Origin of the sequence: Mycobacterium sp. 1245111.1, from assembly GCF_001673405.1 — a bacterium.
Classification (GTDB): Bacteria; Actinomycetota; Actinomycetes; order Mycobacteriales; family Mycobacteriaceae; genus Mycobacterium.
The window spans coordinates 25,080-40,007 of the sequence record NZ_LZLV01000145.1; the positions used below are offsets into that span (position 1 = coordinate 25,080).

At 66.7% G+C, this 14,928-nt stretch carries 16 protein-coding genes; 7 read left to right on the top strand and 9 right to left on the bottom strand.

All coding sequences use genetic code 11. The features are described from left to right. Positions 1-77: 77 nt before the first annotated feature. Genes A5658_RS23390 through A5658_RS23410 form a run of 5 tightly spaced genes read right to left on the bottom strand, consistent with a single transcriptional unit; the run spans position 78 to position 4,435 of the window. Positions 78-1,601: a neutral zinc metallopeptidase gene (locus tag A5658_RS23390; protein WP_067340841.1), complete on the bottom strand. Its 1,524-nt coding sequence runs from the start codon at positions 1,599-1,601 to the stop codon at positions 78-80. A 44-nt stretch (positions 1,602-1,645) separates the two neighbouring features. Beyond that, positions 1,646-2,095, bottom strand: coding sequence for a hypothetical protein (locus A5658_RS23395; protein WP_156751619.1), 450 nt, complete (start codon positions 2,093-2,095; stop codon positions 1,646-1,648). 24 nt (positions 2,096-2,119) lie between these two features. Beyond that, positions 2,120-2,461, bottom strand: a complete 342-nt coding sequence (locus A5658_RS23400) for a DUF2304 domain-containing protein (protein ID WP_067340846.1) — start codon at positions 2,459-2,461, stop codon at positions 2,120-2,122. After that, complete coding sequence (locus A5658_RS23405) at positions 2,458-3,150, bottom strand: glycosyltransferase family 2 protein (protein ID WP_067340848.1); 693 nt, start codon at positions 3,148-3,150, stop codon at positions 2,458-2,460. The genes A5658_RS23400 and A5658_RS23405 overlap by 4 nt, the downstream gene beginning before the upstream one ends. A gap of 25 nt (positions 3,151-3,175) precedes the next feature. Next, positions 3,176-4,435, bottom strand: a complete 1,260-nt coding sequence (locus A5658_RS23410; protein WP_067340850.1) for a hypothetical protein — start codon at positions 4,433-4,435, stop codon at positions 3,176-3,178. A gap of 197 nt (positions 4,436-4,632) precedes the next feature. On the opposite strand from A5658_RS23410, the gene A5658_RS23415 reads away from it, so the two are divergent. After that, positions 4,633-5,595: a TerC family protein gene (locus tag A5658_RS23415; RefSeq protein ID WP_067340995.1), complete on the top strand. Its 963-nt coding sequence runs from the start codon at positions 4,633-4,635 to the stop codon at positions 5,593-5,595. Here the strand turns inward: A5658_RS23415 and A5658_RS23420 are convergent. After that, positions 5,592-6,242: a hypothetical protein gene (locus A5658_RS23420; protein ID WP_067340998.1), complete on the bottom strand. Its 651-nt coding sequence runs from the start codon at positions 6,240-6,242 to the stop codon at positions 5,592-5,594. The genes A5658_RS23415 and A5658_RS23420 overlap by 4 nt on opposite strands. A 100-nt stretch (positions 6,243-6,342) precedes the next feature. Beyond that, a complete protein-coding gene (locus tag A5658_RS23425; RefSeq protein WP_067340852.1) occupies positions 6,343-6,831 on the bottom strand; it encodes an inorganic diphosphatase in 489 nt (162 codons plus the stop codon). Between the two features lie 114 nt (positions 6,832-6,945). Here A5658_RS23425 and dacB point away from each other — a divergent pair, with 114 nt between their 5' ends. The 4 genes from dacB to hpt are packed head-to-tail and all read left to right on the top strand — an operon-like array spanning position 6,946 to position 10,926. Then, positions 6,946-8,331, top strand: coding sequence for a D-alanyl-D-alanine carboxypeptidase/D-alanyl-D-alanine-endopeptidase (gene dacB, locus A5658_RS23430; RefSeq protein ID WP_156751620.1), 1,386 nt, complete (start codon positions 6,946-6,948; stop codon positions 8,329-8,331). Continuing rightward, positions 8,328-9,371 carry a zinc-dependent metalloprotease gene (locus A5658_RS23435; RefSeq protein WP_067340999.1) on the top strand — a complete coding sequence of 348 codons (1,044 nt, stop codon included), beginning with the start codon at positions 8,328-8,330 and terminating at the stop codon, positions 9,369-9,371. Before dacB ends, A5658_RS23435 begins: the two co-directional genes overlap by 4 nt. Next, entirely contained in the window at positions 9,350-10,312 is a 963-nt protein-coding gene (tilS, locus tag A5658_RS23440; protein WP_067340855.1) for a tRNA lysidine(34) synthetase TilS, read from the top strand. Before A5658_RS23435 ends, tilS begins: the two co-directional genes overlap by 22 nt. A gap of 11 nt (positions 10,313-10,323) precedes the next feature. Then, a complete protein-coding gene (gene hpt / locus A5658_RS23445; protein ID WP_067340858.1) occupies positions 10,324-10,926 on the top strand; it encodes a hypoxanthine phosphoribosyltransferase in 603 nt (200 codons plus the stop codon). 7 nt (positions 10,927-10,933) lie between these two features. On the opposite strand, the gene A5658_RS23450 is transcribed toward hpt, so the two are convergent. Both A5658_RS23450 and A5658_RS23455 read right to left on the bottom strand, forming a co-directional pair. Continuing rightward, complete coding sequence (locus A5658_RS23450; protein WP_067340861.1) at positions 10,934-11,893, bottom strand: hypothetical protein; 960 nt, start codon at positions 11,891-11,893, stop codon at positions 10,934-10,936. Positions 11,894-11,901: 8 nt separating this feature from the next. After that, complete coding sequence (locus A5658_RS23455; RefSeq protein ID WP_067340863.1) at positions 11,902-12,624, bottom strand: SIMPL domain-containing protein; 723 nt, start codon at positions 12,622-12,624, stop codon at positions 11,902-11,904. Between the two features lie 604 nt (positions 12,625-13,228). On the opposite strand from A5658_RS23455, the gene A5658_RS23460 reads away from it, so the two are divergent. Together A5658_RS23460 and A5658_RS23465 are read left to right on the top strand one after the other, a co-directional pair. Further along, positions 13,229-14,395: a DUF4185 domain-containing protein gene (locus A5658_RS23460; RefSeq protein WP_231997425.1), complete on the top strand. Its 1,167-nt coding sequence runs from the start codon at positions 13,229-13,231 to the stop codon at positions 14,393-14,395. A gap of 157 nt (positions 14,396-14,552) precedes the next feature. Beyond that, on the top strand, positions 14,553-14,924 hold the full coding sequence (locus A5658_RS23465) for a hypothetical protein (protein WP_231997426.1): 372 nt from the start codon (positions 14,553-14,555) through the stop codon (positions 14,922-14,924). Positions 14,925-14,928: the final 4 nt, after the last annotated feature.

A 14,928-nucleotide genomic window follows, 5' to 3' on the forward strand; every position in this document is an offset into this window, starting at 1 on the left:
TGGCGGGCCGACCCGTAACATAAGCCACTGCGTCGGGTGTAAACGAGTCGTCGCAACTGGTTACGTGTCGCGGCCAATCACGTCCAGCGCTTGAAGCAGGTGTCCTCGTCACTCAAGACGCCGGTGCGGAAGGCATCCACCCGCGCGAAAACCGACGCCGCCGACTGGCCGTTCACGTCGCCGGCGACCTGACCGTTGGTCAGAAGGCCCGATACCGCCTCGTCGAGATCGCCACCGCTCAGCGCAATGCTTGCCCCATTCGAGATCGTCACCGGCTTGGCGAATTTCGAGGTGAACACTCCAGTGAGGCACGCGGTGCGCAACCCGGTGTTGGTGTTGTCCAGGGGAAGACCGCCGCGCTGGCTCTGCACCGCGAGCATGTACCGCGACGCCAGCACCGAAAACGCGGTGTAGTCACCGAATAGCGGACCTGTCCCCTGGAAGGGAGCGCCGCGGGCCAGACTCGTGCCCATCAATATCAGCTGGGGCATGTCGACGGCGACGGTGTTGGTCGACGGGCAGTACGACGCCGTCGGGTTCGGCCGCGCTTCGGGGCAAAAGGCCGGATCGAAACTCAGCTGTGGGGGCTTCGCGAGGGGGAAGAGCTTGCCCATCACCTCGATCAACGTCTTCGCCGACTCCTGACTGATCAGGTACTCACCGGTCTGGCCTTGCTCGACGAACTCCTTGGGTAGATTCCCGCGCCGCTGCTTGATCTCGTCTTGATCGATCGCTGCGCACGCCGACACCCCGTCGTCGAAACCGAACTGGAAGGCCGTCACCCGCTCGAACGCCGAGCCGTGTACCTGACGTCTCTTCAACCTTTCCGAAACCGCTGATGTGACAAGCGAATCGCTGATGCCGATCATCACCGACAGCAGCTTGGTCAAGCCGTCCCCGGTGCTTAACTTGAATCGCTTGGACTTGCCGTCGGCAACCCAGCGCATGTAGACACCGGCATAACAGTCGGCCTGCTGTTCGCCCACGGTTTGCGAGGCCGGGTCTTTGATCTCCAGACCTGCCATCCGCTGCACCGCGTGACCGTACTCGTGCGCGAGGACGACGACGACGCCCATATCGCCTCCGGTGCTGCGCTGATCGGGCAGCAGCACCCCGCGATCCCAACCGATGGTGTTCTGCGAACTCGTGCAGTCGGCGGGGGGACTGGGCCGGTCGTCCGGGCAGTTGGTCCGGTCGGCGGGGCAATAAAAAGCGTTGGGCACGCCGTGCGTGTCTGACCCGCAGAACTTGCCGTTTTTGTATCTGGAGTCATACGAGAACAAATCGTTGACAGGGGCGAACTTGCCTTTCAGCGGCGCGGTGTAGGCGTCGGCCCAGAAATGTTCGATGTCGGCCACGGCCATCGCGGCCAAATTGTCGATCTCGCCGCCGTCACCGTCGGTCACCTTCCGGGTCGGCGGGGGAGCGTCGGGGACCAGTCCCGAGAACCCGTTTTCGACGGGCTTGTCGGCCACCTCCGACGGGTTGGGCGGCGGCAGGATCGGACCGGTCACATGCGGTGGCGGAGAAGGCTTCGAGCACGCCAGCACCAGAACGGCGACACTGGCGATGACGCCGACGGCGCGCAGGACACGGTTCAACGGAGTACCTCCACTGCGTTCGGCGGTAGCGCTCTGGGCACGCGTCATTTCGCCGGCACCAGTGCGATCAGGACGGTGTCTGCGCTGGACAGATGTTGCTCCGCGTCCCGCGAATGTGACCAGAAATCGTTGAGCTTGGCGTCGCTGTCCGCCTCGAAGAAGTACTCGCTGCAGGATTCCGTCGCGCTGTCGAAGTGGTCGATGGCCTGCTGGACCTCCGCCGTCAATTGCGGGTTAGGAGTAGGCATTACGTTACGTAAGGCCTCGTTGGCGTTGTGGAGCTGGTCGCAACTGGTCTTCAGCTTGGCGTCGTCGATGTGTCCGGGCCTGGCGATAATCGCGTACGCATCGTTCTCGGCCTTATGGATCGCTTCGATAGGCACCGCGGCCTTCGAAAGCCAATCGGCCAGATCGGTCTGGCTGGTCGCGGCGGCCACCGGAGAGGTGGCCAGCAGGCCGGCGGCGACCATCAAGGCGATCGAGACAGGTTGCATCACAGCACCTTTCGGGTGGGGCGTCTAGTGTGAGTCCGGCGTCTGGGCGCCGTCGAGTGCAATCGCGCGAGCCAGTCGCGCGTAACGCAATTCGAGGTCCTTGAACCGCAGATAGGTGCTCACCGTGCTGAAGCTGAACGCGATGATCAACGCGTACAGCATCAGGTCGGTACCGCGGGCGACACCGAGCCAATGTGCCACCACCGTAGTGTCGTTCGGACGCAGCACCGCGTACACGCCGGCCAGGACGAACAACACGAAACCGACCTTGACCCACGCCTGCGTCTGAGCGCTGCGACGGGATCGCACCAGGTAGATCACCAGAGCGAAGATCGACGCGATCAGCAGGCCCTGAATCCAGTTCATCGCGGCATCCTTCCTCGCAGGAACCCGTCGACGATAATATTGACGCCGTTGAGCAGAGGTTGCCCTTTTGCCGATGAGTATTCTGTGTAGAGCACCTCAACCGGCTGTTCGGCCACCCGCCAACGGTTTTCGTCGATCAGCATGATGAATTCGGTGGCATGGCTCATCCCGTTCATGGTGATGTCCAGCCGGTCGGCGACGGTCTTGTTGAATACCCGCAGGCCGTTGTTGGTGTCGGTGAGGCCCAGCCGGCGGCCGCGCGGGCTCAGCGCCGCGGCGGTCTGCAGCACAACGCGTTTCACCAGCGGTGGCCGGCTGACACCCGGGCCGAATCGGGTGCCGATGACGATGTCGGCGGAATCGGAGTGCAAGAGGTCGATCATCGCGAGCACATCGCTGACGCGATGCTGACCGTCGGCGTCGAACGTTGCGAAGGTCCGTGCACCGGGGCGGCTGCGGGCGTACTCGACACCGGTCTGGATGGCCGCGCCCTGGCCGAGGTTCACCGGGTGTCGCACCAGATGCGCCCCCGCCCGCAGCGCGATGTCGCCGGTGTCGTCGGCGCTGCCGTCGTCCACACACACCACGTTCGCGAATACCGAACGCAGCTGGCCGATCACGTCGCCGATGACGCCCGCTTCGTTGTAGGCGGGCACCACGATCCAGACGTCACGCGTTTCACTGGGCATGTCAAGCCCACAAGGTACACGCAGATCAGCGGCCCGCACGTGCAAGCGCGACCAGGTGTACGCCGATGCCGACCAACGGACCGCACAGCAAGGCGACGATGGTGCGGGTGGCCAGCGGTAGCGGCAGCAGCAGGAGCAGCGCCGCCGCGGCCGTCGCACACACCCAGCCCAGGGCATAGGAGCGGTGCAGGGCGGCCGCGACGGTAGCGGCCCCGGTCAACGTCAGCATGGCGATGGCCGCGGCGGCCGCGGTCAGCCATGCCAGCAGGGCACCCGTTGCTTGGTAGTCGGGGCCGAAGCCGGCCCGCAGCAGCCACGGGCCCAGCGCTCCCGCCGCGAGCACCCCGACCAGACCGACGGCGCCGACCAGCGCTGCGGGCGCGACGAGCGCCCGCAGCCGGGCGGTGCGCTCGTCGACGAAGTGCGCGATCAGGTTGCCCTGCATCGCGGTCAGAGGTACTAGTAGCGGCGCGCGGGTCAGTGTCACGGCCAGGATTACCACCCCGCCCTGGGCGCCGAGCTCGCTGGAGGTGACCTTCAGCAGCACCGGGAACCCCATCACCAGAATCGCGCTGGCTCCGGCCGCGGTGATCGAATGCGCCGCCCCGCGCAGAAACGTCGCGGTGCTGCCCGGCGTCAGCAGCCGGGCGGCCGCCCGGCTCGTTGGCGAAGCCACGATCATGATCAGCCACGCCACCGCGCCCGCGACGGTGGCCCACAGGAAGCCGGCCAATGCCCAGCCGACCACCACCGTGGCGGTCGCGACGGCCACCCGGATGACGGCATCGGTGACCATCAAGGCCCCGTACTGGGTCCAGCGGTTGGTGCCGGCCAGCATGCCCAGCAGGGTCGCATGCAGGCAAAATCCCGCCAGCCCGACGCTGAGCAAGCCCACCGAAAGCCATTGGCCCTGCGCGAAGACGCGGCCGCTCCACAGCGGCGAACTCACGGCAACCACGACGGCGGCGCCGATCCCCACCAGGGCGGCCACCCGCAGCGGATGGGTGCGGGGGCCCGGCAACGCCTCGACGTAGCCGGCGGCGCGAACTTCGCGGGTGGCTTCTTGCAGCAGGCCGTTGGCCGCCCCGGTGACCAGCCCGAACGCTCCCCAAAACACCGCGAAGACAGAGAAGCCGGCGGGCGCCAGGTCGCGGGCGGCCAGGTACACCACCGCGTACCCGCATACCGCGGTCACCGCGGTCGCCACCCCGACACGGGCCACGCTGCTGCGGGCGATCGGGCTGGCGAAGGCCCCGACGCCTGCGGTGCCGCCCACTTCGGTCACCGTTCGAAAATACTCACAGCCTTCACCGACCTGCGCATGCCGCGACTGGCCCGACCTGACAGACTGCTGGCGGAGGGGAGTATTCCTCGGCCGCGCAGTCGTCATCACGTCGCCCACCATCGGGTGACCGGCCCGCGGGCCGTCGCACTCGCGGTGGTGGAAGAGACCTCTGGTTGTCAACGACCGGAGGTATGCCCGTGCACGTCCACCTGCTGGAGTGGATCTTCACCCTCGCGGTGACGATCGTGGTGTTGCTGTTCGACGTGTTCGTGATGGCGCGCCGGACCGGCGAACCGACGATGCGCCGCTCCGCACTAGCGTTGTCGGCCTACATCGGGCTTGCCGTGTGTTTCGGGCTCTGGACGTGGTTCTTTCACGGTCATCAGTACGGCATCCAGTTCTTCGCCGGCTGGCTCACCGAGTACAGCCTCTCGGTCGACAATCTGTTCATCTTCGTGATCATCATGTCGAGTTTCGGGGTGCCCAGGATCTATCAGCGCGAGGCACTGTTCGTCGGCATCGTGATCGCGCTGATCTTCCGGGGCGTCTTTATTGCGTTGGGCGCGGCCGCTATTCAGCGATTCACGTGGGTGTTCTACGTCTTCGGCGCGTTCCTGGTCTACACCGCGGCCCGATTAGCGCGCGGCGATACCCACAACGCCGACAGCGAGAACGCGTTGGTCCGGTTCGCGCGTAATCACTTGAGTGTCACCGACGACTGGCATGGCCGCAGGCTCGTCGTGAAAGACGGTGGGCGGCACTCGATCACGCCGATGGCTCTGGTCGTCATCGCGCTCGGCGCCACCGACCTGGTGTTCGCGCTGGACTCCATTCCGGCGATCTACGGGTTGACGTCCGAAGCGTATTTGGTGATGGCCGCCAACGTGTTTGCGCTGATGGGTCTGCGGCAGCTCTACTTCATCGTCGAGGGTCTGTTACAGCGGCTGGTCTACCTGTCCAAGGGGCTCGCGGTGATCCTGGTGTTCATCGGCGTCAAGCTGATCCTACACGCGCTGCATGACAACGACCTGCCATTCATCAACGGCGGCAAGCACATTGACGTTCCGGAGATACCGACGCTGGTCAGCCTCGGAGTGATTGCGGCGACCCTTGTCGTCGCGACGGTCGCCAGCATCTACGCCACGCGCGACAGCGGCTAGGCCTCGATCTGCGCGGCGATGCGTTGCTCGATGCCGGCCCGTGCAACGGCCGGCAAGGCGATCAACCCGTCGAGTTCGTGCCCCGCGCGGGCGTACGCGTTCTGGCGCTCCTGCGGTGACGCGGCTTCGTCCTGAGCCAGCCGCAGCAGGTTTTGCGCCCGGGCCAGTCGCTCTTGGTCGTCGTCGGAGAAATCGCTGCGGCGGCGGCGAATCGCTTCGGTTTCGGCGACCTCGAACGCGCTGACATACTCGTGCACGGCCTCGCGGTATTCGAGCTGCGCGCCGCGATCGTGGAGCAAGTCGTCGGGCCGTTCCGGCCGCAACAGGTCGGCCCGCTGCTTGGACTTGTGAAAAGCGACGGTCAGCGGATTGCGCATGTCGGTCATCAACGGGAAGTCGAGCAGCCGGGCGACGTCGACCTCGTAGTCCAGCCAGCGGGCATCGATCCGATCATGCGCGGCAAGAAGTTTGACGAGCTCGCGGCGCTGACTGTCCTGGTTGACTCGCCCTCGCCCGGATGCCTCGGCGATTGCGATCCTGGCCTGCTGCTTGAGCCGATACTTTTCGAGCCGTCGATTGGCCCGTCGTTCGTTGGCGGCGGCGATCGCCCTCACGGTGCCGAATATCGTGCCGCTGAGCGGAAACATCAGCCACCAGAACTCCGCGGCGAATCGAAGTGGACCCACCTAGTCAGGATGCCACCGCTGCGGTCGGCGGGGTGTTCGCTCAGAGCCGAACGAACGAAGGTCAGTGACCCTCTTTCTTGAACCTCTCGATCGACCGCTGCACCTCGGCTTCGGCTTCCTCGCGGCCAACCCAGTCGGCGGCCTTGACGAACTTGCCCGGCTCCAGCGCCTTGTATTGCGTGAAGAAGTGCTTGATCTCGTCGAGTTCGTTCTGCGGGACGTCGCCGATGTCCTGGATGTGATCCCAGCGGTGGTCTTTGGCGGGCACGCACAGCACCTTGTCGTCGCCGCCAGCCTCGTCGGTCATCCGGAACATGGCGACCGGTCGCGCCTTCACCACCACGCCCGGGAACACCGATTGGGGGAGCAACACCAGCGCGTCCAGCGGGTCGCCGTCCTCGCCGAGGGTGTCGTCGAAGAACCCGTAGTCCGTCGGATAGACCATCGACGTGTAGAGGTAGCGGTCCAGATAGACCCGGCCCGTCTCGTGGTCGACCTCGTATTTGTTGCGTTGACCCTTGGGGATCTCGACGGTCACGTCGAATTGCACCGGTCCGGCTCCTTCGCGAAGAGAATTGTCGCTTCGCGATGATCGTAGGGCTCCCGCGGCGCACCGGTCCGCGCGGCCCTGACGCACAATAGGCGCAAAGAAGTCAGGAGAGTCATGCGTCCCACTCGGTGGCGAACGTCTACGCACCTGATCGTGGGAGCGGGCGTGGTGGCGGTCGTTGCCGCCCTGGTGGCCGCGGCCGCGCTGCTCACCTCCAGCGGTCGCGGCACCAGCGCGAACGTTCCACCCCCGCCGCCGGCCGTCACGGCCAAGCCGGGCGTTGTGCCGGTGTCGGCGAACGCCCCGACGCCGAGCCAGCCGGCCCTGGCGGCGGCGCTGGCGCTGGCGGCAGCCGACCCCAACCTGGGCAAGCTGGGCGCCCGGGTCACCGACGCGATCACCGGCGAAGAACTCTGGCAGCAGTTCGACGACCTGCTGCTGCAGCCGGCGTCCACAAACAAGACGCTGACCAGCGCCGCCGCGCTGCTGGCCCTCGACCGCAACGCGCGGGTCACCACCCGCGTGGTCGCGGCCAGCGACCCGGGAACCGTCGTGTTGGTCGGCGGCGGTGATCCGACCCTGTCGGGCGCGGCGCCCGGGCAGGCCACCTGGTATCACCACGCGCCGCGGCTGAGCGATCTCGCCGATCAGGTCCGGCGCAGCGGCGTGACACCGACCGCAGTCGAGGTGAACACCTCACTGTTCACCGGCCCGTCCTTCGCGCCCGGCTGGGATCCGGCCGACATCGAGGGCGGCGACATCTCCCCGATCGAATCGGTGATGCTTGACGCCGGGCGGATCCAGCCGGCCACCGATGAGTCGCGACGATCGGCGACGCCAGCGCTCGACGCGGGCCGCGCGCTGGCCACCGCCCTGGGCATCGACCCCGTGCACGTGACCGTCACCAACCAGCCCGTCGACTCGGGCGCGCGACAGCTGGCCGCGGTCCAGTCCGCCCCGCTGATCGACCGGCTCAACGAGATGATGAACGTCTCGGACAACGTGATGGCCGAATGCATCGCCCGCGAGGTCGCCAAGTCCATGCAGCGGCCGCTGAGTTTCACCGGCGCAGTCGACGCGGTGCTCAATCGACTGGGCACCGCGCACATCGACACCAGCAACGCGATACTGCGCGACTCCAGCGGGTTGTCCGTCGACGACCGGCTGACCGCGAAAACCCTTGACGCCGTGGTCCAAGCGGCCGCCGGGCCCGACGAACCCAAGCTTCGACCACTGCTGGACCTGCTGCCGATCGCCGGTGGCAGCGGCACGCTGTCCGACCGCTTCATCGACGGCACGCCCGCAGGTTCCGGGCCGGCCGGCTGGCTGCGCGCCAAAACCGGTTCGCTGACCGCCGTTAACGCGTTAGCCGGGGTGGTGACCGACCGCAGCGGACGGGTGCTGACGTTCGCGCTGATCTCCAACGACGCCGGGATGTCCGGCCGGACTGCGATCGACGCGCTCGGCGTCGCCCTATGGTCATGCGGATGCGTGACATGACCGCCGCGGCGGACCTCACCGTCGGCCGCGCGGTCGACTGGGGATTCGCGGCGACGGTCGGGCAGTGGTTGGCCCGCCCGGGCCCGCCGTCCACCGACTACACTCGCCGCCAGGTGATCGAAAACCTCACTGCCGCAGCCAAATCCGCCGAACCGCTGGTGCGCGACGTCACCGGTCTGCACACCGACGCTCGTGTGCCCGAGGCCCGCATTATCGACCGGCCCGAGTGGATCCGGGCGGCCGCCGAGTCGATGCGGGCGATGACCGGCGGTACCGACAAGCCGCGCGGCGCAATCAGCGGACGGATCACCGGCGCGCAGACCGGCGCGGTCCTCGCGTTCGTGTCGACGGGCATTCTCGGCCAGTACGACCCGTTCAACGACGGCGGGACCTTGTTGCTCGTCTATCCGAATGTCATTGCGGTGGAACGTCAATTGCGGGTCGCGCCGTCCGATTTTCGGCTATGGGTCTGTCTGCACGAGGTTACCCACCGGGTGCAGTTCACCGCCAACCCGTGGCTGTCGGGATACATGTCGCAAGCCCTCGGTGTGCTGACCACCGACGGCCCCGACGACGTGACCCAGGTGCTGAGCCGGTTGGCCGAGTTCGCCCGCGGCCGCGGCGACTCGCCGCAGTCGGACCCGAATTCGACCGGCATCCTCGGACTGCTGCGCGCCGTGCAGTCCGAACCGCAACGCGAGGCGTTGGACCAGCTTCTGGTGCTCGGCACGCTGCTCGAGGGTCACGCCGACCATGTGATGGATGCCGTTGGGCCCGTGGCGGTTCCGTCGGTGGCGACCATCCGGGCCCGCTTCGACGAGCGACGCAACCGCAAACAGCCGCCGCTGCAACGGTTGCTCCGCGCCCTGCTGGGCATCGACGCCAAACTGAGCCAGTACACCCGGGGCAAGGCGTTCGTCGACCATGTGGTGGACCGCGTCGGGATGGAGCGGTTCAACGCCGTCTGGACGAATCCGGACACCCTGCCCCGGCCGATCGAGATCGAATACCCGCAGCGATGGATCGATCGGGTGCTGTAGCCGAACTCCGCACAGCGGTAGCGGCGTTCGCGACGGAGCATCTCGACAGCGCCGACCGCTGGTGCGTCGCGCTGTCAGGAGGCCCGGACTCGTTGGCGCTCACCGCGATTGCCGCGTCGCTGCGGCCCACCAGCGCGTTGATCGTCGACCACGGTCTGCAGCCGGACTCGGCAGCGGTGGCCGCGACCGCGCAACGGCAAGCCGAGCACGTGGGATGCGTTGACACGCAAGTGCTTTGCGTGCGGGTGGGCGGCGAAGGAGGTCCGGAGGCGGCGGCGCGTCACGCCCGCTACCGCGCGTTGGCCGATGCGCGTCACGACCGGCCGGTGCTGCTGGCCCACACCCTCGACGATCAGGCGGAAACGGTGTTGCTCGGGTTGGGCCGTGGCTCGGGTGCGAGGTCGATCGCCGGCATGCAGCCCTACGACCCACCCTGGTGCCGGCCGCTGCTGGGCATTCGACGCGCGACGACGCATGCCGCGTGCGCGGACCTGGGCCTGCAGGCGTGGCACGACCCGCACAACTCCGATCAGCGATTCACCCGCAGCCGGCTGCGCCATGAAGTGCTGCCGTTGCTGGAGGAGGTGCTCGGCGGGGGCGTGGCCGAGGCACTGGCGCGTACCGCGACCGCGCTTCGCGGCGATACCGGGCTGATCGACTCGCTGATCGACCAGGCGATGAGTACCGCGGGCACCTCCGACGGGCTCGACACCGCGGTGTTGACGGCGCTACCCGACCCGGTCCGGCGCGGCGTCATCCGTCGCTGGTTGCTTGCCGGTGGCGCGATCGGGTTGACCGACAAGCAGATCCGTGGCGTCGACCGGCTGGTCACCGCCTGGCGCGGCCAGGGTGGGGTGGCGGTCGGCTCGACCCTGCGCAATCAACGGTTGGTTGCGGGCCGCCGCGGCGGGGTGTTGACGCTGCACCGGGAGCCGGTCTAGTTCTCGGCCCGATGGCATGGCACGCTGTGCTCGTGGCAGCGGAATCGCCGGAGCTGTATCCGGGGGATATCAAGTCGGTGCTGCTGCGCGAGGACGAGATCCAGACGCGCATCGCCGAGCTGGGTGCTCAGATCGGCGCCGAGTACCGCGACCGGGCCGGCGTCGACGGTCGCGACCTGTTGCTGGTCACCGTGCTCAAGGGCGCGGTCATGTTCGTCACCGATCTGGCCCGCGCGATCCCACTGCCGACCCAGTTCGAGTTCATGGCGGTCAGCTCGTACGGATCGTCCACGTCGTCGTCGGGCGTGGTGCGGATTCTCAAGGACCTCGACCGCGACATCAACGACCGCGACGTGTTGATCGTCGAAGACGTGGTCGACTCCGGGCTGACGCTGTCGTGGTTGTTGCGTAACCTGGCCACCCGCCGTCCGCACTCGCTGCGGGTGTGCACGCTGCTGCGCAAACCAGACGCGCTGCGGGCCAACACCGATATCACCTACGTGGGCTTCGACATCCCCAACGAGTTCGTGGTCGGCTACGGCCTGGACTACGACGAGCGTTACCGCGATCTGCCCTACATCGGGACTCTGGATCCGCGGATCTATCAGGACTGACCGAACGTCAGTCCGGGAAGGGCTGCAGCGCGACGTCGAAGGCGCGTCGGTCGCCTCCCACCTCGAGGACTCCACGCCTAACCGGGTGGAAGTCATCCCGTGACTTGCCACGGTCGATGGCGAGCGAGATGTCGGCGACCGAGCTGTTGACCACCTCGTGGCGGTGACCTCCGGGGTCGGAGTACTCCCAGCCGACGGTTGCCGCGAGGGAGACCTCGGCCCTTACGCGCACCGAGACGCCGGCACCGGCGAGCCCGATGGTCGCGCCGTGGTCGGCCAAGGTGACGGATGTGCCCCGGGCCAGCAGCCCGCCGAGCCGGTGGCGGGTGCCGTCGAGTTCGAGGGCACCGAAGGCGGTCCACGGCGCGAGTGCCGGGCCGACCCGAACGCGGCCGAGCACCGCATCGAGCCAGCCCGCGCCGTCGTCGCCGAAACCGCATGCCCGCAACCAAATCCACCGCGCCGCGTGCTCGGTGCCCCAGTTGTGGCCGAGCATTCCGGTCCACCCGGTCAGGTCGACGGGTGTGCCGTCGAGGACCAGGGTTCCCTCGAAGTCGAGGTCGGGCACCGGCGACGTCGCCTTGGTGCGCGGAAGGGGGGCCCGGTAGAGGAACGCGGAATGCAGGTGTTCCAGAGCGCGGGTCCGGGGAGCGAAGGCCAGATCCCATCGAGCCGAGAGCGAATCGGACTCGACCGACCCACGGGTGCCCGACGGCCCCTGGGAGGCCGGCCCGCAGCTCAGACCGTGACCGCTCGGGCTGGCCGGGAGGTCGTTGAGCTTGGTCGCGCGAACTCCGGCCGGGCTGAACCAGGTGACCCAGAGGGCGCCGGTCGCGTCCTTCCCGGGGCGTTTCTGAACGGTGGTCCGGACCCAGAGGGCTTCCGGCTCGGTGGGGTGGACGAGCGCGCAGTAGACGCTCTCGTAGTGCGGTCGTGCCTTGGCAACGTCAGGGAAACGGACCTTCATGACCGCTGCTAACGCAATTCCCACACCGCGGTGACCGAGAAGCTCACGGTCTGCTGACCGGGTTCGAGGGGAACCATCGACGGCATAGCCCCACCCCGCACGGGTGGCGCCGGCGGAGCTGCGCCTCCGGACGACTCGGAAATCGAGATGATCTTGCCCAGCCCAAGCCCGGACAGCTGGGCGTATTGCGCCGCGCGGTCCTTGGCGTCCTGGAAGGCGCGCGAGCGGGCGTCCTTGACCAGCTGCGAATCGTCGGCGATCGAGTAGGTGACCGAGTTGATCCGGGTCGCGGAGCCACCGGTGCCGACGACGAGGGCAAGCACCCGCGATGCCGTGTCGGCGGGGTGGATCTTGATCCGGATGGAATTGGCGGCGCGATAGCCGGTGATGGTTTCGCCCGTCGGGTCGTGTTGTGGCTGCAGGCTGACATCGGTGGTGCTGATGTCCTTGCGGTCGATTCCCGCGTCGGCCACGGCCGCGATGACGGCCTGCTGACGGTCGTTGGTCTGGTTCATCGCCGCGGTCACGTCCGGCGCGAGGAACTCGATGCTGACGTCGGCGGTGAGCGTGTCGGGTACGCCCTGCACGTGACCGGAGCCGACGACGGTCACCTGACGCGGATTGGCGCCCACTTTCTCCGCATCGTGATCGCACGCCGACACGACGACGAGCGTGAGCCCCAACGCGAGCGCGATACGCAATGGCAGTCTGGCACTTCTGCGGGCAGGCATGCTGGCACCCTAGCCGTTTTGCGGTCGATTATGGTTGCGCGCCTGTGCTATTCAACCGCTTCGTTGTTTGGCTCTGCTTCGTCCGTCGCGGGGAACAGGTCGACTCCGCCGGCTTACGGCCGCCTCCAACGGGTCGCGGGGGTGGTTGCGGCACGGTCACAACCGGGTACCGATCCAGCGCATCACTGGCCCCAATGCTCACTGCAGTCACTATCGTCACAGTTTCGAATCCCTACACGTCCGCTGTTGACGGCCAACAGGTAGTCCAGGCATCCCTCGGAGGTTTGAGGTGTGGGCATTTGCCCGGCTCGCGCCGGCGCCGATGGCGTTGGCGGCCACCATGGGACTCATCGCGTCGGTCGTCATGGCCCCTCCGGCGGCAGCCGACCCGTGTTCTCCAGCGGCTTCGGCGGCGGCAACGAACAATGGTCGGGCGCTGCCCGGGGCGGCGACGCCCCCGCCAGAACACATGCCGACAGGCCGCATGCCGCGCGGCGCGCAGACCCAGGCAATGCCGCCCGGGCTTGGCCCGCTTCCGGCCGCGGCCTCAGACTCGGCGGCGCCGGGCGCTCTGAACTTCGCGCCGATGCAACAACAAGGCGCGGTGCTGCCGCCGCCCGCGCCGGGGCTTCCCGGTCCGGCGGGCCAACAGGTGCCGAACCCCATGGGCCTCACGACCGGAGCTCCTGCCGCGGCCGTCGCGGCCCCGACAACAACCATCGTCAGCTGGATTGACGGGCCCAACAGCCCGAACAACACCTACGCACGCTTCGCCATCTCGGGCGCCGATCTCGGGATCATGTGGGACAACGGCCAGACCGGGGCGAACGACCAGGTGCTCATCGCATTTGGCGACACGTTCGGCAATTGCAGCGTCGCCGGCCAGCAATGGCGGAGCAACACCTTGTTTCGTAGCGCGGACCACAACCTGGCCGACGGAGTGTCGGTGCCCGACCCCGCGTTCGGCAACGTGTACGCCGGCTCACCCGTACTGTCAGCGACGCCCCCGGGATCGAACTTCTCAAGACAGATCATCGCCAGTCTCAATCTCGCCCCAACCGAGGTGACCATCATCCCAACCGCTGGAATATCGGTGGGGACAACGCAATACGTCAATTTTATGTCGGTCAGGCAGTGGGGTAATCCGGGCCAGTGGACCACGAACTTCTCGGCAATCGCGGTTTCCACCGACAACGGCGAAACTTGGACCGCCGGCCGTGAAACCGTCCGCCCTAGCTTCTTTTTCAGCGTGCCAAGCGTCTGGTTCAACTGGGGCAATCAGAATTTTCAGCAGGGGGCCTTCGTCCGACGTGACGGTTACCTGTACTCATTCGGCACGCCGTCGGGACGCTCGGGCTCGGCGTACGTGTCGCGGGTTCCCGAGAATGCTGTGCTGGACCTCAGTCAGTACCAATACTGGAGCCAACCGTGGTGGAATTTCTTCGGAACGGGATCGTGGGTCACAAACAGTCCCTGGGCTGCCACGCCGGTCATTTCGGCTCCGGTGAGCGAGATGTCCGTCCAGTACAACGATTACCTCAACAAATACATCGTGCTCTACACCGACGGCTCGAATAGCGTGGTGATGCGAACATCGGACAATCCGCAGGGGCCGTGGAGCACAGCGCAGACCCTTGTGACCTCAACACAACTTCCTGGCGGCATCTATGCCCCGTTCATCCATCCCTGGTCGACCGGCCGCGACCTGTATTTCAATCTCTCGCTGTGGTCCACCTACAGCGTAATGTTGATGCACACCACGCTGCCCTAGCCGCTTTTCGAAGGCTAAGCCAATCATCAGACACACCGCGCCGATAGTGCTGACGACGCTGGCACAAGCCTTCGCGGTGCTTCTCGCACCGGCGGCGGCGCATGCGAATCCCGGTGTACCGCAACCAGACACACCCTGTTCGTCCACTCTCGCAAATGTGATGACTCGGCCTCCGGACCAGCAAATGACCCTGGTGTGCCAGCAGCAGGCAAACGAGGACTACCGGTGGACGATCGTCACCTCCGACTACCCGAGCAGTGATCGTTGGTTGACCTATGGACCCGAAATGACACTGCGCGGCGAGGGAACTCGCAACTACGACCTGCGGTCGGGCGACTGGATCGCCCTCCCACAAGACCCTGATAGCCAGTGCATCGAGGAGCAGATCACAGTGGTCGGTCCAGGAGTCGTAAGTTCGCCCCGAGTAAAGGCCGGGGAAGCAGGCCAACAGCTCTCGTTTCGGGTGTTACCGAATCTCTTCTCGATAACGATGAAGGGTTATTGCCTGTGGAGCAAGGTGGGACCCTGATCCC

Excerpts from the sequence above, each read along its gene's own strand:
- A5658_RS23395 (WP_156751619.1), bottom strand. The coding sequence starts at position 2,095 with ATGCAACCTGTCTCGATCGCCTTGATGGTCGCCGCCGGCCTGCTGGCC.
- A5658_RS23400 (WP_067340846.1), bottom strand. The coding sequence starts at position 2,461 with ATGAACTGGATTCAGGGCCTGCTGATCGCGTCGATCTTCGCTCTGGTG.
- A5658_RS23405 (WP_067340848.1), bottom strand. The coding sequence starts at position 3,150 with ATGCCCAGTGAAACGCGTGACGTCTGGATCGTGGTGCCCGCCTACAAC.
- A5658_RS23420 (WP_067340998.1), bottom strand. The coding sequence starts at position 6,242 with ATGTTTCCGCTCAGCGGCACGATATTCGGCACCGTGAGGGCGATCGCC.
- dacB (WP_156751620.1), top strand. The coding sequence starts at position 6,946 with ATGCGTCCCACTCGGTGGCGAACGTCTACGCACCTGATCGTGGGAGCG.
- A5658_RS23435 (WP_067340999.1), top strand. The coding sequence starts at position 8,328 with ATGACCGCCGCGGCGGACCTCACCGTCGGCCGCGCGGTCGACTGGGGA.
- tilS (WP_067340855.1), top strand. The coding sequence starts at position 9,350 with ATGGATCGATCGGGTGCTGTAGCCGAACTCCGCACAGCGGTAGCGGCG.
- hpt (WP_067340858.1), top strand. The coding sequence starts at position 10,324 with ATGGCATGGCACGCTGTGCTCGTGGCAGCGGAATCGCCGGAGCTGTAT.
- A5658_RS23450 (WP_067340861.1), bottom strand. The coding sequence starts at position 11,893 with ATGAAGGTCCGTTTCCCTGACGTTGCCAAGGCACGACCGCACTACGAG.
- A5658_RS23455 (WP_067340863.1), bottom strand. The coding sequence starts at position 12,624 with ATGCCTGCCCGCAGAAGTGCCAGACTGCCATTGCGTATCGCGCTCGCG.